The sequence below is a fragment of the Pedobacter terrae genome, assembly GCF_036946585.1.
Lineage (GTDB): Bacteria > Bacteroidota > Bacteroidia > Sphingobacteriales > Sphingobacteriaceae > Pedobacter > Pedobacter terrae_C.
This window is the reverse complement of sequence record NZ_JAQIIV010000003.1, coordinates 453,980-474,322: the sequence shown is the minus strand read 5'-3', so window position 1 is coordinate 474,322 and position 20,343 is coordinate 453,980. Positions and strand designations below refer to the sequence as shown.

Below are 20,343 nucleotides of genomic sequence, written 5' to 3'. Positions count from 1 at the left end.
GATACCAGGTACTGTATACGAAAGATGAAACGGTTCGAGACCGCAGTTTTTTACTAATAAGCTGAAAGCGAAAAGCTGAAAGGTTAAGGCATCTGAAAAGAAAGCTTTAAGCTTTAGACTTTGAGCTGAAAGCTTAATAAAGTTCTTTGACATATTGGAAGAAGTTAAAAAAGAAGAGCAAACAACAATAGGCGACTGTTTTGTTTGTGCTCACTTAAAGGGATCGTAAGAAACCGATAAGTAATGAGACATCATAACAAGAGCAAAAAAGCATACCATGCGGCGCAAAAGGCGCATGAGTAGAAGAAAGTAAGAAAGAGTACACGGGGGATGCCTTGGCTCTCAGAGGCGATGAAGGACGTGATAAGCTGCGATAAGCTCCGGGGATCTGCAAATAGGAACTAGATCCGGAGATTTCCGAATGGGGCAACCCGGCATGTTGAAGACATGTCACATATAATGAGCAAACCTGCCGAACTGAAACATCTAAGTAAGCAGAGGAAGAGAAAATAACAATGATTTCCTAAGTAGTGGCGAGCGAAAGGGAAAGAGCCCAAACCTACCTTGTTACGGCAAAGTGGGGGTTGTAGGACTGCAACGTGGCATTAGCAGACAGAAGTGGAACGGGATGGGAAGCCCGGCGGTACATGGTGATAGCCCAGTACACGTATAGAATGCTAGCCTAGCAGTATCCTGAGTACCGCGAGGTCGGAGACGCCTTGTGGGAACCAGCCGGCACCATCCGGTAAGGCTAAATACTCCTGAGAGACCGATAGTGAACCAGTACCGTGAGGGAAAGGTGAAAAGAACCCCGAACAGGGGAGTGAAATAGAACCTGAAACCGTGTACTTACAAGCGGTCGGAGCTGGCAGGTCCAGTGACGGCGTGCCTTTTGCATAATGAGCCTACGAGTTACTCTTCTCTGGCAAGGTTAAGTGCTTCAGGCACGGATCCGAAGCGAAAGCGAGTCTGAACAGGGCGTATAGTCAGAGGAGGTAGACGCGAAACCTTGTGATCTACCCATGGACAGGTTGAAGGTGCGGTAACACGTACTGGAGGACCGAACCGATAAACGTTGAAAAGTTTCCGGATGATCTGTGGGTAGGGGTGAAAGGCTAATCAAACTGGGAAATAGCTCGTACTCCCCGAAATGTTTTTAGGAACAGCGTCGGCATCGAGTTACATAGAGGTAGAGCTACTGATTGGGTGCGGGGGAGTCAAATCCTACCAAATCCAGACAAACTCCGAATGCTATGTAATATGGCCGGCAGTGAGGCGCGGGGTGCTAAGGTCACGCGCCGAGAGGGAAAGAACCCAGACCATCAGCTAAGGTCCCCAAGTTACGGTTAAGTTGAACTAACGAGGTCCGATTGCACAGACAGCTAGGATGTTGGCTTGGAAGCAGCCATTCATTTAAAGAGTGCGTAACAGCTCACTAGTCGAGCGATCGGGCATGGATAATAAACGGGCATTAAACTGTACACCGAAGCTATGGGATTGAAATATATCGGTAGGGGAGCATTCTATATGCGGTGAAGGTATCTGGTAATGGGTGCTGGAGTGTATAGAAAAGCAAATGTAGGCATAAGTAACGATAAGGCGGGCGAGAAACCCGCCCACCGAAAGGATAAGGTTTCCTGATCAACGCTAATCGGATCAGGGTCAGTCGGGACCTAAGGAGAACCCGAAGGGGAAATTCGATGGACAACGGTTTAATATTACCGTACTTTTTATAACTGCGATGTGGGGACGGAGTAGTGACACTGCCGCGATCTGACGGAATAGATCGTTGAAGGCTGTAGGTATATCGAACATAGGCAAATCCGTGATCGATGCTGAGAGCTGATAGTACCAAGGACCTTCGGGCGATTGGATAGTGCAGGTAATCAGACTTCCAAGAAAAACCGCTAAGCTCCAGGTTATAAAAACCCGTACCGCAAACCGACACAGGTATCCGGGAAGAGGATTCTAAGGTGCTCGAGTGAATCATGGCTAAGGAACTCGGCAAAATGGCCCTGTAACTTCGGGAGAAGGGGCGCTGTCAGCAATGTCAGCCGCAGTGAAAAGGCCCAGGCGACTGTTTAACAAAAACACATGGCTTTGCAAAATCGAAAGATGAGGTATAAGGCCTGACACCTGCCCGGTGCTGGAAGGTTAAGAGGGGATGTCATCGCAAGAGAAGCATTGAATCGAAGCCCCAGTAAACGGCGGCCGTAACTATAACGGTCCTAAGGTAGCGAAATTCCTTGTCGGGTAAGTTCCGACCTGCACGAATGGTGTAACGATCTGGGCGCTGTCTCAGCCATGAGCTCGGTGAAATTGTGGTCCCGGTGAAGACGCCGGGTACCCGCAACGGGACGGAAAGACCCCATGCACCTTCACTACAATTTAACATTGACATTGGGTACAGGATGTGTAGGATAGGTGGGAGGCTTTGAAGCGGTGTCGCCAGGCATCGTGGAGCCAACGTTGAAATACCACCCTTTCTGTATTCGGTGTCTAATCCCAAAATTTGGGAGACATTGTTTGATGGGTAGTTTGACTGGGGTGGTCGCCTCCAAAAAGGTAACGGAGGCTTTCAAAGGTAAGCTCAGTACGCTTGGTAACCGTACGCGGAGTGCAATAGCATAAGCTTGCTTGACTGTGAGACATACAGGTCGATCAGGGTCGAAAGACGGATATAGTGATCCGGTGGTTCTGCATGGAAGGGCCATCGCTCAAAGGATAAAAGGTACGCTGGGGATAACAGGCTGATCTCCCCCAAGAGCTCATATCGACGGGGAGGTTTGGCACCTCGATGTCGGCTCGTCACATCCTGGGGCTGGAGAAGGTCCCAAGGGTTCGGCTGTTCGCCGATTAAAGTGGCACGCGAGCTGGGTTCAGAACGTCGCGAGACAGTTCGGTCCCTATCTGTTGTGGGCGTAGGAATTTTGAGTGGGGCTGACCTTAGTACGAGAGGACCGGGTTGGACCAGCCTCTAGTGAATCTGTTGTTCCGCCAGGGGCATTGCAGAGTAGCTACGCTGGGAATAGATAAGCGCTGAAAGCATCTAAGTGCGAAACTAGCCACGAGATGAGAATTCCATATAGGACCGTAGCAGACTACTACGTTGATAGGCTACAGATGTAAAGCTGGCGACAGCACAGTCGAGTAGTACTAATCATCCGAAGCTTTCAAAGCTAACAGAACTGTTGTTTGTTCTTCACAATAACTTCTTTCAATAATATGTCATTTGAGGCCGGAAGGCCGAAGGTGAACAGGCTGAAGGTAAAACCTCCACCCTAAAACCCTCCCTCCCTCAACCTTAAATAAAAATATTCAGGTGCCTATATCGGTGGTGTCCACCTCTTCCCATTCCGAACAGAGAAGTTAAGCCCACCAGAGCCGATGGTACTGCGGTAACACGTGGGAGAGTAGGTCGGTGCCAGATCTTAAAGAGAAGCCCTTCAGCAGAAATGTTGAAGGGCTTTCTTGTTTTATGGCAGAGAGCAGAGGGCATGGGGCATGGAGCGGTTTCCAACCGTAAGGCAGCTTAAATGCTTTTCCCGCAGAAATGCTAAACTGCGCAGAAACCATTCCATCACCCATTTTCCATCTTACATCAGCTAGGGGCAGAGAGCCAGGAGCATGGGGCGGTTTCCATCATTATGGTCTTAAGGGTTTGTTCCCACAGAAAGCGCTGATCTGCGCAGATGTTCCATTATCCATCTTACATGATTTCCATCTTCCATCCCTGCTTGATAGCCTTGATGGCAGCGGTATCCCTTTTGGCTAGGAAAAATTGTTTATGGAACAGGGTTTCCAAAAGGATAAAGCGCACAGCAGGACGGGACCCGGCCTAAACGCACAGGAAACTGCGCTCCGAAATAGCTCAACCACTTGTTAAAAGATGTGAAAACTTGCAACCTAAAAGTAATAAAACCGTATTATTGTAGGATTACGTACATATTATGATGATGAATGTGAACTTTAAGAAATTAACTTTTTTTGCCTTTATTTTATGTCTACATTTTAATGTTTTTGCGCAAAGTAAGAATGTACAACTCCCTGCAAATTGGTTTAACCTCGATTTACTGGAAAATGGCTATTTTGGTATCAGCACTGAGAAAGCATATCGTGAACTTTTAAAGGATAAAAAACCTAAACAAAATGTTGTTGTAGCCGTAATAGATGGTGGTGTAGATACTAAACATCCGGATCTACAACGTGTTTTGTGGACGAATAAAAAAGAAATTCCTGGAAATGGAATAGATGATGATGGCAATGGGTATATTGATGATATCCATGGCTGGAATTTTATTGGCTCTAAAAAAGGCAATTTAGAGTTCGATAATTTAGAACTCGTTCGGTTGTTAAGAATTTATACCCCAAAATACCAATCGACAACCAATTTAACACCATTGGACAGTTCGCAGAAAGAGGAATTTAGACTGTATAAAAAAATGGTTGGCGATTTTGGTAAAAAATACGAAGACGCCAGCAATACTTTTTCTGTTTTAATAGCCATTAACAAAGTTTTAGATACGGTAACTAAAATCAGTAAGAGAGAAATTCCAACGATGGATGATGTGGATCGCTATAAACCTGATGATGAAACTGAAGAGCAGGTTAAAACCATCATCAGAAAAGGTGCAAGGGAAGATGGAGGTTTCGAAAAATTTTATAAGAGCATTAAAGAAGGGTACAAACAATACGATGCGATGTTGAAGTACAATTTAAATCCTAAGTATGACATGCGTGCAGAATTGGTTGGTGATGACTATAGCAATGCCTATCAAAAGGATTATGGAAATAATGATGTAAAAGGTCCGGATGCCTTTCATGGTACGCACGTTTCAGGAATCATTGGTGCCGATCGCACTAATTCAATCGGTATTATGGGAGTAGCCAATCAGGTAAGCATTATGGCGATCAGGGTTGTACCGACGGGTGATGAACGGGATAAAGATGTGGCCAATGGTATCAGATATGCCGTGGACAATGGTGCGAAAGTAATTAATATGAGTTTTGGTAAAAGTTATAAATGGGATAAAAAGGCGGTAGATTCTGCAGTAAAGTATGCTGAACTTAAAGGGGTATTGTTAGTGCATGCCGCCGGAAATGATAACCAGAATAACGATATTGAAGAGAATTTCCCAAATAAATTTTTCGATAGCAAAGCGGCAGAAGTTTATAAGGAAGCCAATAAAAAACCAAGCAAGCCAGATTTTACGCCACCTAAACCTATGGCACAAAATAACGGAATGGGTATGAGGTCACCTTATGATCGATCTATAACAGTAAAACCTGTGCTAATCGACTCCGCAAAGTTTAATTTGCCTCACGCCAGTAATTGGATTGAAGTTGGTGCAAGTGCTTATAAAGATGATGATAATCTGAAAGCCAGTTTCTCTAATTATGGTAAATATAGTGTAGATGTGTTTGCCCCTGGATTTTTAATCAACTCAACCGTTCCCAACAATAAATATGAAGAGGCGGATGGAACAAGTATGGCCTCGCCCGTTGTAGCAGGTTTGGCGGCATTGATTTTAAGTTATTATCCGGATTTAAAGCCAGCACAGGTACGGCAAATTATCATGAAATCGGTTTCAAAAGTGGCGCATAAGGTGAAATACAAAAATGAAAGAGGCGAAAACACGCGTGTACCTTTTAGTGAAATTTGTGTAAGTGGTGGGATTGTTAATGCCTACAACGCACTGAAATTGGCAGAGACTTATAAGTAAGATAGGTTTTTAGTTTGTGGAGCGCAGTGTCATTGCAGCTATGTAGGCTTGTTCCCGTGCTCCGCTGTATCCCTCCGCTGCGCATTCGGGGATGTCGCTTCGCCCGCCCGCCTGCAACGGCTACTATTAGGACACAAATAAAAAATATCTTTGCAGAATGGATCGCATAGGACATAAACCAGATTTTGATGGGCTTTTGGGAGATAAACGATTAGAGCGTCGAGCAGAGCTGATATCTTCATCCCTACTTCAAAGCAGGAGCTCCAGCATTCATTCAGCTACAAAAAATGAAGCAGAACAGAGAGGTTTTTATCGTTTTCTGGGCAATGAGGCTGTTAATGAGTCCGTTTTGATTAAAGAGATGATACAGCGGTGTGTTAAAAACACAATGGGTAAAGATGTATTGGTAATTCAGGATACCAGTTCCTTCGGGCTAAGCAAAAATGCCAATAACATTAAACCTGGAAGTGGACTTGGTTTGGTTGGAAATAAAACAGGTTTAGGATTTCTTTCCCATGTGAGTTTGGTACTTGATGCCGGTAGTGAAGACATATTGGGCTATTGCGACCTCCAGTTATGGCACAGAACCAGGGACAAGTCGAATAATACCACCAAGGTTTACAAAACAGAAGCGATTGAAGAAAAGGAATCTTATAAATGGATTAAAGCGGGCAAGAAAACCAAAGATGTTTTATCACAGGCAGCCCATGTTACCATTATCCAGGATAGAGAGGGCGATATCTATGAGCAGTTCTGTTTAGTTCCAGATTCCCGTACCAGTTTGATCATCCGGAGCAGGGATAACCGAAGACTGGCTGATGGTTCCAAATTACATTCGGTATTGAGGAACGCCCCAGTTCTGGGCGGATACCTACTAACCTTACCGGCCGACCTGCGCAAAGATAAAACCAAAAGAGTCGTGGAAATGGAGGTAAGGTGTCAAAAGGTAAGTATCAAAAAGCCAAGGAACGGAGTTGGCAAAGAGATAGCTGAAGAAAAAGAACTATATGCTATAGAAGCAAGGGAAAAGAATAATGACACCAAAGATGGCGTGTGCTGGAGGCTGCTCACAGACCAGCCCACCTTAAGCTTAGAGGAAGCCCTGAAGATAGTTTGTCGGTATACACAGCGATGGTATATCGAGCAACTGTTCCGCATACTAAAAAAACAAGGTTTTCAGATAGAAGAGAGCCAGTTGGAAACAGGATGGGCAATTAGAAAACTATTTTTGATGGTATTAAATGCAGCACTGAGGGTGATGCAGCTTTATCTGGCCTATGGCAAAGAGGACTGTCAAGAGCTCAAGGAAGTGTTTGATCAACAGGAAATTGATTGTCTGGAAGCTATTGAGAAAAATCATCTGCCAAAAACACCGAAAACGATTAATCCATACCGAAAAGACAAACTCTCCTGGGCAAGTTGGATTATCGCAAGACTTGGGGGATGGAAAGGAAATGTTAGATCCCAACCAGCAGGACCCATTATAATAAAAAGAGGATTGGATAAATTTGAAGATATCTATCAAGGCTGGAAACTTGCGGCATTTAAAACTTAAGATGTGTCCTAATAGTAGCTGCAACGGGCAGGGGGCTAAACACGCTGGTTACTGCCCTGAATGAAATGAAGATATCCTTAAAATCTAAGAATCCAGGCTTTTAATAAACTCCTGGAAGGTGCCAAATGGGTAGTTTTTTGCTTTCATCCATGAAATAAGCGCTTCCATGCGCTCGATCATTTTTGTACCCGTGTTTTTCCTTACATAAGCAGGGAAACCAAAACGTTCAAAATCATTTAAATCGGTAAATTCCCATGGGTGAAAGTATATGTTCAGGTATTTATCCTTTTTATAAGTCCAGCTGGCTAAAGTTTTATAAATGCCTAAGGGCAGATTGTGAAAAGAGAGCCAAAATAACGGGAAACGAATTAATGGGCTAACGGAAGCAGGAATCTGCAAAACCTTATCTTTAATAAAATGCGTTCTTGAAATATTAAAATTGTTATAACGCCCAGGCAAATAAGTTGGATTAATGGACGTATTGTAGGTATATCCGGCTTTCTCGATCTCCTTTTCATCAACAGGCATCATTCTCGCCATGCGATAACCCATAATTTCTTTGCCCGAAATTTCTTCCAGCTTTAGTTTTGATTGAAGCAAATGTTCGGGTTTAAAATCAGAATGATAATAACCATGCGAAGCGAGTTCGTGTCCTGTTTCGGTAATCCGTTTAATCAGATCGGGGATATTTTCGGCAAAGGTAACGGTACAGAAAAAAGTAGCTTTCACACTGTATTTATCCAGGATATTTAAAATGGCGATGGTTCCTGCTTTCGAAATGGCAATCTGATCTTCAAAAGAAATATCTTTTCCATACTCAAAAGGCATATCAAACTCTTCTATATCAAAACTTAACAGTACCATTTATTTTTGTTGAATATTGGATGAACGGATAATATAATTCGGGCGGTTTTTAGTTTGCATAAACATTTTACCTACGTAAATACCTATTATCCCCAGGATAATAAGCTGTAATCCTCCAAAAAAGACAATAGTCATAATTACGGATGCCCAGCCGGAAACTTCTACATGGTTAACGAAAGCGTAGATGATATATGGTATATATAATACGGAGGCAAAAGAAAGAATAAAACCCAGATAAACTGCCGTGTAGAGTGGCTTGATGCTAAAAGATGTTACACCATGCAGGGCTAGCCTAAGCATTTTTTTGAGGGTGTATTTACTTTTGCCCGAAAAACGTGCCGCCGGATTATATTTAATAGCGTATTGCTTAAAACCCAGCCATTTTACCAGACCACGAAGAAAGGGTTCGTTTTCATGAAAGTTACGGAAAACATTAACCACCCGCTGATCGAGCAGCCTGAAATCTGCCGCCCCAGGTTCCAGATCAATATCAGAAAGCCAGTTTAATACTTTATAAAACAGACTTGATGAGCTTCTTTTACCTTTCGATAAATTTTTATCATCTTCGCGAATGGTGTAAACCACTTCATAACCCGCTTCCCATTTTGCAATCATATCGGAAATCAGTTCCGGAGGGTGTTGCATATCACAATCCATAGAAATCACACAATCACCAAATGCATGGTCCATGCCCGCTTTAACAGCCAATTGGTGACCGAAATTCTTAGAAAACTCGAGGAAAAATATATTATTTGCTGTTGAGGCGTAATCCTTAATTTTTTCGAGTGTATGATCAGCGCTTCCATCATCAACCAGTATGATCTCGTAATCATAATTGATGGTTGAAAAAACTTGTTTAATACTTTCGGCAATTACAAAAATATTATCGGCTTCGTTGTAAGCAGGGATTACTATAGAAACTAACTTATTCATTTATCGGTAATCAGATAAGATTCAAAATCTTCTTTCATCATTTGATAGATTATGGTTAGCCAAATGATAACGCAAGGTAGGGCTTTAAGCGAATATAGACGAATAAATTCTTTAACTGGCCTGGGGAAAATATCCGTTGGAGATAGGCTGGTTAATATAAACGCAAAAACAAATAAGGCAATGACCCATCCTTTTTTTGGCTTTTGTTGTACCATAAACCAAATGGCAACTCCTGCAAAAGCAATAATATAAGTTGGCGACTCGGAACCGCTGCTAAATATAACGGTAAAAATAAGCGTTGATGCCAATAACATTAACCTAAAGCCCAGATGTTTGTATTGATTAATCCTTAAATAGGGTAAGCCAAATAGGGTAAGGCCTGCCAATAAAAACGGTGCATTTGAAATATTGATATTTCCTGTAGTTCTCCTTACGATGCCCATCAATGAAATATCCTGAAATGAGGTTAGTGAGGCATTCAAGTCATTTTTATGAGCCAGGGAATGGTACCAATCTGTATAAGATTGAATAACGAAGGAGGGGGACGAAATAAGCATGGGCAGTACAAACAATACCAGAAATGCGATAAAACATCCTGCAATGAATTTGAACTTGTTCCTGGTGAAGAAGAAAAATGCCAATCCAACGATGCCATAAAGTTTAATCAATGTGCCTATAGCGATAAAAAAAGCAGATTGTACTTCTTTCTTTTTAATCAGATAAGAGAAACTGAGTAAAATTAATCCCGTTAGGGCAATGTTAAATTGGAAACTAAAGAGTGCGGTCAAGGCTTCATGTGCACAGATCCAGGCTATAATTGTTCGTTTGTTGAGTGAAATTGGAAGGCTGTAAATTCCCCAAAGTAATATCGCTACGTTGGCTATGTTCCAAAGTATACTACCGAGGCCATCAGGTAGTAAAGCAAAAGGTGCTATGAAAATGGAAAATACTGGCCCGTAGTGGTTACTGTCTCGGTATTCGGGGTAATTATGATACAAATTCTGAAGGTCTACAGTATGCCAATATACATATTTGAAGATCAGGTAATTATTGTAAGAGTGATGGCTATATTGCTTTAAACCAGCTACTATAGCCAATAGGAGATAAACAGCGAATACACATTGCCTATTTAAAAGTAATGAAGAGAGTTTGCTGAGCTTATTTTTTGTAGAAATGTTCATTATCATTTGGTTCCGCAATATAACTATTTTGTTACGTCAACACGAAATAGATCATGTTACTAGCCTGGCAATATTAATTAATTATGAAATTATTCACGGTATATCGATTTAGTAAATCATTTTACTAGCTTTAGTAACCTGAACCAAATAAATCATCAATCTTAAAAAACTATGAGAAAATTACAACTGCCACTTTTTGTGGCCCTGGTGCTTACCTTTAGCGCCTGTAAAAAAGAAGAACAAAAGACTGAAAAATTTTCCGGACCAAAACTTAAAGAAAATGTAAATCCAAGTGCGGCGCTATCAAATTTTTCGCTTAATAACTGGATGAGCGTACTTGCTGACCAAAATAGCATAGCGCTCATTTCTATGCCAGGTACGCACGATTCCGGTGCTACCATCGAGCCCGTTGCAGGCACAGCGAAATGTCAGAACCTCAGCATCGCCGATCAGTTAAATGCAGGAGTACGTTACCTCGATATCCGATGCAGGCACATTGACAATGCTTTTGCCATTCATCATGGAGCCATTTATCAAAACCTTAATTTTAATGACGTGCTAACCGCCTGTATCAATTTCCTGAACAGTCACCCTACAGAAGCCATTATTATGAGTGTCAAAGAGGAGCATACGCCGGCTAACAACACCAGGTCGTTCGAGCAAACTTTTGACAGTTACGTGCAGCAAAACCCTTCAAAATGGGATTTAGGAAACAACATTCCAACTTTGGGCAGCATCCGTGGAAAAATCAGGTTGTTGAGAAGATTTTCAGGATCGTCACCAAAAGGGATTGATGCAACTGCATGGGCAGACAATACCACTTTCGATATCAATAATGCTGCTGCAAATTTAAGGGTTCAGGATTTTTACAATGTTAATGATGTAAATACCAAGTGGACGAGAATAGAAACCTTGTTAAATGAAGCCAAAAATGATACCTCGAATAAACTTTACCTGAACTATGCAAGTGGTTATAAAGCTGGTGTATTCAGTATCCCAAGTATTACTACGGTGTCGAATTCGGTAAACCCAAAAATCACAACCTTTTTTACCAATAATACCCATGGTAAATTTGGTATTATTCCACTTGATTTTGTTGATTCGGGCAGAAGCCAACTAATTATTAATACCAATTTCTAATCTTAACGCAGCGATCTATTGGTTCAGGATGAGTTAAAAAGGATGCACAGTCTGATCAGACTATGCATCCTTAATTGCAATAGTATTTACATTGTAACTACTTCGCTTTAAATCTTAAAACGGTAAATGAATAAGCTGGTAGCTCGAGCTGTTTGGTTGCCTCGGTACTAATGTTTGTAATAAGAGGAACAGCTTTATTATCGTCCGGACTGCCACAGAGTACGGTTTTAATGGCATTTTTGCCGAGCTTTTTCTGGTTGAGATCAAGCGAGGCGTTCACGGTTACCGGAAGCAGGTTAACCAGTTTAACGATCAAATCTCCAGTTTTAGCATCTTTAACCATCGAGCAGGCCATCCGTTTCTTCACGTTTTCTTGGTTAGAAGAAAGCTCCACAGTAGATGGAATATACGCATCTCCGGCATTCTGCCCATATAATTGCTGTACGAAATAGCCTATTGTAGGTTTAACTTCTGTATTGTTAAAATAAATCAAATCGGGATCCCATTGTGTATGACCTTCTTTAGCAATAAGTGGGGCATAAGATGCCATGCTCACTACATCGCCATTGCGCTCAAGTGAAAGGAGATACAATGCTTCAGCAAGCGAAGTTTCCATGTTAGTTCTATTGCCGCCTGGTAAACTTGCTGCATACTCGCCCAGGTAAACTTTAGATTTAGATCGATCGTAACTGTCGTAAAAATTCTGATTATTGATAAACCAGCCTGGTGACTGGTAATAATGCTCATCAATGATCGGCACATTAAGGTTTGATGCGATTTGCCAGCCAGCTTCATAGTCAGTTCCTTCAAAAAATGGACCTGCAGTACCGATCACGGTAATTTCGGGATGCGATTTTTTCAGGGCATTGTAAATCATCGTAAACCGTTCAGCAAATACTTCAGTAATCTGGTCTTCATTTCCAATGCCTATATACCTCAGGTTAAATGGTTTTGGATGACCTGCTTCGGCACGTTTCTTTCCCCATTCGGTTTTTACATCGCCATTGGCATATTCTATTAAATCAACGATATCCTGTATATATTGCCCCATTTCGCTCATTGGGATGCCGCCCTGTTGGCCACCACCACCTGTAGCCGAATTTTGGCAAGGCACGCCGGCAGCTATTACCGGAACGGGTGCAGCACCAATATCTTCGCAAAACTGAAAATATTCATAATAACCGAGTCCCATCGTTTGATGATAGCCCCAAAGGTTTCGGTCTGGTTTGCGTTCAGCTAAGGGGCCGATCGAGTTTTTCCATTTGTAAATGTTAGCAATACCATCTCCATGGGCAAGGCAACCTCCCGGGAAACGCACAAAACGGGGCTGTATATCTGCAATGGTTTGTGCCAGATCCACCCTTAGCCCATTTTTGCGGCCTTTGAACGTATTCCTTGGAAATAACGAGACCATATCAATTGCGATACGCCCCGGATTAGCCATCACGATTTCAAGTTTTGCATTGGTTGCGTCAGCAGACGACACCAAACTTGAGGCGACCGTTTTCCAGTTGGCAGAAGTGGTGTTCAAATTTGCTTTACCCAAAATTCCCTGTTGATCATTTATCAGCCTTACTTCAAGATTCATCTTTTTCGTACCTAATAACTTTGCTGATAAAGAAAAATCGTACGTTTCGCCTTTTTTTAGTGCTATTCCATCAAAACCGCTATTCAGGATGGATGCCCCGGCAACAGGAATGTCCAAAACTGCATAGTGCGGATTATTGGGATGAATTGGCGAAACCGAATCTATTTTCATGCTTGCACGATCGCCCTTCAATGTCCAGGCATAACTGTTGTTCCAGCTTTTATCGTTATATTCCTTATCACGCGGGTGATATTCAAAATCCCGGTTTTGAATCAACTCTGCGTACAATCCTCCATCAGCTGCATAATTTAAATCTTCAAAAAATACACCTGTTAGCATATTGCTGATCGCTTTTGCTTTACGGGGTTGGAAAGTTATTTTAGCCTCCACATTTTTGAGGCCTGCAAAACGTTGTGCATCATCTTTAGTCGTTTCTCTATCCTGTTTATATTTATAATCTTTTAGTTCATATGCTTTCTTCAAACCCAAAATAACTTTCCATGGTAAACGGTGTACCTGGCCATTACCCGCATTAGGTAGGTTAACTGATGTACTCCCATTCAGATAAGCTGAAGCAGTGACTTCTTTTACAGGGCTATAATGGCTTAAATCATTGGTTTTGGTTTGGAAATATTTTCCATTAGCATCTGCATAGGTTACGGTATATTCATCAAGTTTAGGGTTATAGGCAATAATTGGGCGTAAAACATTTTTACCTTGATTTACATAAGGATAGTTCTGCGGATTCCAGTTGACCAGATCTACCGAACTTGAGGTGGCAAACTGTAATGTGCGGTTGTTCAGGCTCCAGATGCATACCCAAAGGCCGTTTTTGCCCTGGATAAGAAAAGGCGTTATCATTTTTTTTTCGCTTCCCCATCGGCCATAGTCACTTTTTAAAAAGGTATAATCATTTCCTATTGGCGTCCAGTTCTGTTTATCTAAACTCCAGGCAAACCGGAGTCCGTTTGCATTGTAAGCAAATAAATAGGCAGAATCGGGTTCGTTGGCAATTTTTTTATTTGTCGCCCATACATTGGCGGCTAATAAGATCAGTACAGCAAGAAGCCAAAATTTTCTTTTCATTTTCTGTTAAAATTTAATTTTTAAATTCCATTTATCGGCTAACTTCTGTGCCTCTCTTTTAGTGAGGTGTACTACTGCGCCATGTTTTGGCGAAGAAAAGTTTGTTGATTTCATTATACCTTCGTTAAAGCGGCCCAGGTTTTTAAAATTCACAAAATCAGTAGTTTCACTAAAACCGAAATTGTGGGGATAAATACCATAGATATCATAAATCAATATCCACTTATCTTCTCCGATACGCTTGTAAACGGTAGGGGCTTCACATTCCTTCGATTCTGGATCGTACCATTGATCATCGTACTGATAATCTTTATTAATGGTTGATGAAATAGCTTGTTTAATGCCCGCGGTGCCATCATGTGGAACATAGAACATATGGAAACTTTTGCCCACTTTCGTAATATCCGCATCGATATAGGAAACGTCTTTTGGATATTGAAAAAGTAATTGTGGTGTGTTTTCCAGCTTGGTAAAGGACTTATCCATATAAGCATAATAGAGTTTGTTTTTTCCATTTGCAAATCGCATGGTAAAGTAAATCATCAGTTTCTTTTCCTTTTCATCATAAATTAATTCTGGTGCCCAGGCGCAGCCAATATCTGCTAATTCTGGAAAAGATTGGTCGATGCGTAATACCTGATGCGACCAGTTGATCAGATCGCGCGATTTCATCAATACCAGGCCACGGTTATTCCCCCATCCATAGCCTTTGCCATCGCGTTCCCATTCACTTGTTCGGTAACCGGCCTTTTGTCCATAAATGTGCAGATCGGTAAGTGCCATATAAAATAAACCGTCAGGTCCACGGCAAATATATGGATCACGAATGCCCTTTTGTTCTGCAATGCTATCACCAGCAATTACTGGCTTCGCATTATTTACATCGGTAAAGCTATAACCGTCTTTACTAATTGCCATGTAAAGCCCATGTGTGTCATCCTTGAAATACACCATAAGATAAGCCGCCATATCTTTTTCGCGAGGTAATTTCCTTTCATACTGTGCATCTGCGCTTAAGGAAAAAAGTGTCAGCAGCAAAACTATTCCAGTTTTATAAAGGGTAGTCATATTTATTATAATTTTTTCTAATTTAAATAATAATCGTCTTTATAACGATTATTATTTAAACAACTTATGCAGAAATAATTGCGTGAACGGCTATTCATCCTGAAACAAAAAGAAAAACATAGGCTTATGACCAGCTCATTTTGTCTACATTACCATTATGATATGCAAGTAAATTACAAAAGAAAGAAACGGTAAGGCCGTCTAAGATTGTGCGTAACATAACGCCTGCTACCAATATGAAAAAAACCTTTCCAAAATGGAAGGGTTTTTTTATGCCTGCATACGGATGAGATAAATGATTTTTGTTTAACCTTTTGTTTGTCAAATGCTTATATGATTGATCTCTTTTGTGGTATAAGAGTTGGCTACTGGTCTGTAAAAACATTACAATCATGACAATATTAATTTTTTTAATCCTGGTGCTGCTCTGCTGGGCTACCTACAAATCAATAAACTGGTTCGAAAAAATCTAACACTATGACCGCATTATTTATGATCGCCATCGCCGTATTTATCTATATGATTTACGTGCTGATCAAACCCGAAAAATTTTAACCCTTACCTCCTGAATGGAGTATTTAACAAATTAAGAAATGAATACTGAATTAACAGGCATTATTGCCACATTTCTACTCACTTTGGTTATCGCCATACCTTTAGGTAAATACCTGGCCAGGGTTTTTGCAGGAGAAAAAGTCTGGACAGATTTTTTAAAACCATTGGAAAGAGGTATTTACAAGCTTTCCGGAATCAATATTAAAGAACAGATGAACTGGAAACAGCAGTTAAAAGCACTGCTTACCATTAATATTCTATGGTTATTTTATGGGTTTTTTGTACTTATTTTTCAGGATAAGCTTCCATTCAATCCGGATGGAAATCCTGGGATGACACCTGACCTTGCTTTTAACACTATTATCAGCTTTGTTGCCAACTGTAATCTCCAGCACTATTCGGGCGAGAGTGGCGTTAGTTACCTTACTCAACAATACGTGCTGATGTTTCTCCAGTTTGTAAGTGCGGCAACAGGTATTGCAGCTGCGGTTGTTCTTTTTAAAGCATTTAGAGACAAAACAACAAGCGAGCTTGGCAATTTCTGGGAATTTTTTGTGAAATCCATTACCCGTTTATTATTGCCATTATCTTTTGTAATGGCCCTAATCTTAACTTTTAATGGTACACCTGCCAGTTATGAGGGTAAAGATAAATTTATTTCTATGCAAGGCGATACCGTTAACGTTTCGAGAGGGCCAGCCGCTCAAATGATTGCGATTAAACATTTAGGTACCAATGGTGGAGGTTACTTTGGCGCCAATTCGGCACATCCTTTTGAAAACCCAAGCTATTTTACCAATATGGTGGAAGTAATTGCACAAACCATTATTCCTTTAGCAATGATTATTGCTTTTGGTTATTTCATCAGAAGGAAAAAATTAGCCTGGACCATTTTTGGGGTAATGACCATTGGTTTGTTCATTTTGCTCTTACCTACCTTAAGTTCAGAGCTGGGCGGAAATCCCGCCCTGGCCAAAATGGGTATCGCTCAAACTACTGGCGCCATGGAAGGTAAAGAGGTGCGTTTCGGTCCTGCAGCTACAGCTTATTGGAGTACATTAACTACCGTAATTTCTACCGGATCAGTAAATGGTATGCACGATAGTACCATGCCTTTAACCGGCTTATGGCAATTGTTGGCCATGATGATCAATTCATTCTACGGAGGTTGTGGTGTTGGTTTATTGAATTACTTTGTTTATCTGATTGTTGCCGTATTTATTTCCGGGCTCATGGTAGGCAGAACGCCTGAATTTCTAGGCCACAAGGTAGAAGCAAGAGAAATCAAGATTGCGGCTATCATCACTTTGTTAAGCCCGTTTTTGATTCTGGCCGGAACAGCCATTGCAAGCTACATCTTTACCAATCATGGCAATGCATCATGGGCGGTTCAGCCTAAAAACTGGCTCAATAATCCTGGTTTCCACGGATTTTCTGAAATGTTATATGAAATGACTTCATCAAATGCCAACAATGGTTCGGGATTTGAAGGATTGGGCGATAACAATATGTTCTGGAATCTATCTACTGGTATTATAATCTTCCTGGGCCGTTTCTTACCCATTATCGGACCGGTTGCTATCGCTGGATTACTAGGTGCTAAAAAATTCATCCCTGAATCGGCCGGTACGCTTAAAACAGATACCAAAACCTTTGCACTGATGACTTTTGCGGTGATCATCGTTTTAAATGCACTTTCTTATTTCCCTGCCCTGGCTTTAGGCCCGTTGGCAGAATACTTTACTCACTAAAAATGGAAAAGGTAAGATGGATGACGGAAAATGGATATTTAACTCCTACATCATCCATCACACATCTTCCATCATACATCAATAATAATATGAAACCCAACAATAAATTGTTCGAACCTGCCTTAGTGCAGACCGCGCTAAAACAATCATTAATCAAGCTAGATCCAAGGGCAATGGTGCGGAACCCGGTCATGTTTACCGTAGAAATTGGAACGCTGATCATGGCTTATGTTACGGTATATGCTTTCAGCCATGACGGACAAGGATCGCCTTTATACAATTTCTTTATCTTTTTGGTTTTATTGCTTACCGTTCTGTTTGCAAACTTCGCTGAAGCCATTGCAGAGGCGAGAGGAAAGGCACAAGCCGACAGCCTTCGTAAAACCCGGGAAGAAACACCTGCAAAAGTGCTTTTAGCTAATGGTACGATCGAAATCCGTTCATCCAACCAGTTAAAAAAAGGCGATGTGTTTATTTGCGAAGCAGGTGATACGATTCCTACTGATGGAGAGATTATCGAAGGTATTGCTACTATCGACGAATCGGCCATTACTGGTGAGTCTGCACCGGTAATCCGCGAATCTGGAGGCGATAAGTCTTCAGTAACCGGCGGAACAAAAGTTTTATCTGATGAGATTAAAGTTCAGGTAAGTACAGCTCCGGGAGAAAGTTTTTTAGATAAGATGATTGCTTTGGTTGAAGGTGCATCCCGTCAGAAAACACCAAATGAGATTGCTTTAACTATTCTCTTGGCCAGTTTTACCCTGGTATTCATTATTGTATGCGTAACCTTGAAACCTTTCGCTGATTACGCCAATACACCGATCACCATTGCCGCATTGATTTCCCTTTTTGTATGTTTAATTCCAACCACTATCGGCGGACTTTTATCTGCCATTGGTATCGCAGGGATGGACAGGGCGTTAAGGGCAAACGTAATTACCAAATCGGGTAAAGCGGTGGAAACTGCAGGTGATATAGATGTATTACTGTTAGATAAAACAGGAACCATTACCATTGGTAACCGTAAAGCCACCAATTTTTATCCCACTGCGGGCGTAAACATTAAAGCTTTTACTGATGCATGTGTATTCAGCTCTTTGGCAGATGAAACGCCAGAAGGAAAATCGATCATCGAACTGGCCGCTGAGCAGGGTGTTAAATCTGCCGGAACACCAAAAGGATCTGTATTTATCAAATTTACTGCTGAAACCCGTTCGAGCGGATTGGATACTGTAGAGGGTAAAAGAATCAGAAAAGGTGCTTTTGATTCGATCAGGAATATGGTTCAAAAAGCTGGAAACCATTTCCCTTCTGATATTGAAGACCATGTAAAAACCATCGCTACCAACGGCGGAACACCTTTAGTGGTGGCTGAGAATGAAAAAGCCCTTGGCGTAATCGAATTACAGGATATTATTAAACCCGGGATTAGCGAACGTTTTGAGCGCTTAAGGAAAATGGGCGTAAAAACAGTGATGGTAACTGGAGATAACCCGTTGACGGCTAAATATATTGCGGAGAAAGCAGGTGTAGATGATTTTATTGCCGAGGCTAAACCTGAGGATAAAATGAATTACATTAAAGATGAACAAACCCTTGGTAAGCTGGTAGCGATGATGGGTGATGGTACCAATGATGCGCCTGCTTTGGCACAAGCTGATGTGGGTGTAGCCATGAACAGTGGAACACAGGCCGCAAAAGAGGCCGGTAACATGGTTGATTTGGATAATGACCCTACCAAGCTGATTGAGATTGTAGAAATCGGTAAACAATTGCTGATTACCCGCGGTACATTAACCACTTTTTCCATCGCGAATGATGTGGCCAAATATTTTGCCATTGTTCCGGCCTTATTTATCGCTTCAATTCCTGCGCTACAAAGCCTGAACATTATGGGTCTGCATTCGCCAGAATCAGCGATTATGTCGGCTGTTATTTTTAACGCCATTATTATCCCGATCCTGATTCCGTTGGCCCTAAAAGGCGTGGCTTACAAACCAATCGGTGCAACTGCCTTATTACGCAGAAATCTATTTATATATGGTATTGGTGGTGTAGTGGCTCCGTTTATAGGGATCAAAATAATTGATTTATTGGTTGGCTTATTTGTATAATGTCATTCTGAGCGCAGCGAAGAATCTTAGTGCAGGCGCTTTAAGATCCCGAATTAATTCGGGATGACGAATGAAGTAAGAATTTTAAAAAGAAAACAAAATGAAAAAGTATATCATTCAATCTATCCGCTTAACATTAGTTTTATTGGTCTTGTTATGCGTAATATATCCCATCAGTGTAGCCTTTATTGGTAAAATGTCTAAAGGAAATGGTGGCGGAGAAAAAATCACCAAAAATGGTAAAACGGTAGGCTATGCATTGTTAGGTCAGTCGTTTACCAAACCGGAATATTTCTGGGGAAGACCATCAGCCGTAGCCTATAATGCAGCAGGTTCTGCAGGTTCTAACAAAGGGCCGTCTAATCCAGATTATTTAAAAGAAGTGCAATCGCGTGTTGATACTTTATTGAAATACAATCCGGGTATTAAAAAGTCGGATATCCCTGCCGATATGGTCACCGCATCAGGAAGCGGACTTGATCCAAATATTTCAGAGCAAGGTGCGGCTATCCAGGTAAACAGGGTTGCTGCAGCCCGCAAAATCGATGTTGGAAAAGTGAAAGAACTCGTGGCCATGAATACGCTTAAACCGTTTATGGGTTTATTTGGACCTTCATCAGTAAATGTGCTGAAGTTAAATCTTGCTCTTGATGCGCTTTAATTTAAGTTTTTTCTTCCAAAGTCGTCATTGCGAAACCAATTTTTCATTGGTTGAAGCAATCTTTATTGAAAGCTTATGATAGCAGAAAGATTGCCAGCCTGTTGCCGGCAGGCTTCGTCAT

The 20,343-nt window shown here is 41.5% G+C and carries 13 protein-coding genes and 2 rRNA genes; 10 read left to right on the top strand and 5 right to left on the bottom strand.

The genetic code is table 11. The features are described 5' to 3' along the window. Positions 1-303: 303 nt before the first annotated feature. From PGN18_RS06955 to PGN18_RS06935, 5 genes are all read left to right on the top strand, one after another. A 23S ribosomal RNA gene (locus PGN18_RS06955) occupies positions 304-3,179 on the top strand. Between the two features lie 139 nt (positions 3,180-3,318). Then, positions 3,319-3,430, top strand: a 5S ribosomal RNA gene (rrf, locus tag PGN18_RS06950). A 123-nt stretch (positions 3,431-3,553) separates the two neighbouring features. Then, a complete protein-coding gene (locus PGN18_RS06945; protein WP_335318696.1) occupies positions 3,554-3,775 on the top strand; it encodes a hypothetical protein in 222 nt (73 codons plus the stop codon). A gap of 181 nt (positions 3,776-3,956) precedes the next feature. Continuing rightward, the gene (locus PGN18_RS06940; RefSeq protein WP_335318748.1) at positions 3,957-5,723 is read left to right on the top strand and encodes a S8 family peptidase; all 1,767 of its coding nucleotides are present in this window, start codon (positions 3,957-3,959) and stop codon (positions 5,721-5,723) included. Positions 5,724-5,880: 157 nt separating this feature from the next. Continuing rightward, entirely contained in the window at positions 5,881-7,278 is a 1,398-nt protein-coding gene (locus tag PGN18_RS06935; RefSeq protein WP_335318695.1) for an IS4 family transposase, read from the top strand. 84 nt (positions 7,279-7,362) lie between these two features. On the opposite strand, the gene PGN18_RS06930 is transcribed toward PGN18_RS06935, so the two are convergent. From PGN18_RS06930 to PGN18_RS06920, 3 genes are read right to left on the bottom strand one after another with little or no spacing between them, the layout of a single operon-like run. Continuing rightward, complete coding sequence (locus tag PGN18_RS06930) at positions 7,363-8,142, bottom strand: polysaccharide deacetylase family protein (protein ID WP_335318694.1); 780 nt, start codon at positions 8,140-8,142, stop codon at positions 7,363-7,365. Next, entirely contained in the window at positions 8,143-9,075 is a 933-nt protein-coding gene (locus PGN18_RS06925; RefSeq protein ID WP_335318693.1) for a glycosyltransferase family 2 protein, read from the bottom strand. Continuing rightward, on the bottom strand, positions 9,072-10,256 hold the full coding sequence (locus PGN18_RS06920; protein ID WP_335318692.1) for a glycosyltransferase family 87 protein: 1,185 nt from the start codon (positions 10,254-10,256) through the stop codon (positions 9,072-9,074). The genes PGN18_RS06925 and PGN18_RS06920 overlap by 4 nt, the downstream gene beginning before the upstream one ends. 171 nt (positions 10,257-10,427) lie before the next feature. Here PGN18_RS06920 and PGN18_RS06915 point away from each other — a divergent pair, with 171 nt between their 5' ends. After that, positions 10,428-11,396, top strand: a complete 969-nt coding sequence (locus PGN18_RS06915; protein ID WP_335318691.1) for a phosphatidylinositol-specific phospholipase C — start codon at positions 10,428-10,430, stop codon at positions 11,394-11,396. Between the two features lie 97 nt (positions 11,397-11,493). On the opposite strand, the gene PGN18_RS06910 is transcribed toward PGN18_RS06915, so the two are convergent. Continuing rightward, on the bottom strand, positions 11,494-14,070 hold the full coding sequence (locus PGN18_RS06910) for an alpha-L-arabinofuranosidase C-terminal domain-containing protein (protein WP_335318690.1): 2,577 nt from the start codon (positions 14,068-14,070) through the stop codon (positions 11,494-11,496). A gap of 6 nt (positions 14,071-14,076) precedes the next feature. After that, positions 14,077-15,138 (bottom strand): glycoside hydrolase family 43 protein, encoded by a 1,062-nt coding sequence (locus PGN18_RS06905; RefSeq protein ID WP_335318689.1) that lies wholly within the window; start codon positions 15,136-15,138, stop codon positions 14,077-14,079. Positions 15,139-15,615: 477 nt separating this feature from the next. Between PGN18_RS06905 and PGN18_RS22355 the strand changes: the two genes are divergently transcribed. The 4 genes from PGN18_RS22355 to PGN18_RS06890 all read left to right on the top strand — a co-directional run bounded on the left by PGN18_RS22355 (position 15,616) and on the right by PGN18_RS06890 (position 20,222). Continuing rightward, entirely contained in the window at positions 15,616-15,693 is a 78-nt protein-coding gene (locus PGN18_RS22355) for a potassium-transporting ATPase subunit F (RefSeq protein ID WP_205058966.1), read from the top strand. Positions 15,694-15,731: 38 nt separating this feature from the next. Then, on the top strand, positions 15,732-17,444 hold the full coding sequence (gene kdpA, locus PGN18_RS06900) for a potassium-transporting ATPase subunit KdpA (protein WP_335318688.1): 1,713 nt from the start codon (positions 15,732-15,734) through the stop codon (positions 17,442-17,444). An 89-nt stretch (positions 17,445-17,533) separates the two neighbouring features. Beyond that, a complete protein-coding gene (kdpB, locus tag PGN18_RS06895) occupies positions 17,534-19,561 on the top strand; it encodes a potassium-transporting ATPase subunit KdpB (protein ID WP_335318747.1) in 2,028 nt (675 codons plus the stop codon). 100 nt (positions 19,562-19,661) lie between these two features. Then, positions 19,662-20,222, top strand: coding sequence for a K(+)-transporting ATPase subunit C (locus PGN18_RS06890; protein ID WP_335318687.1), 561 nt, complete (start codon positions 19,662-19,664; stop codon positions 20,220-20,222). Positions 20,223-20,343 lie beyond the last annotated feature (121 nt).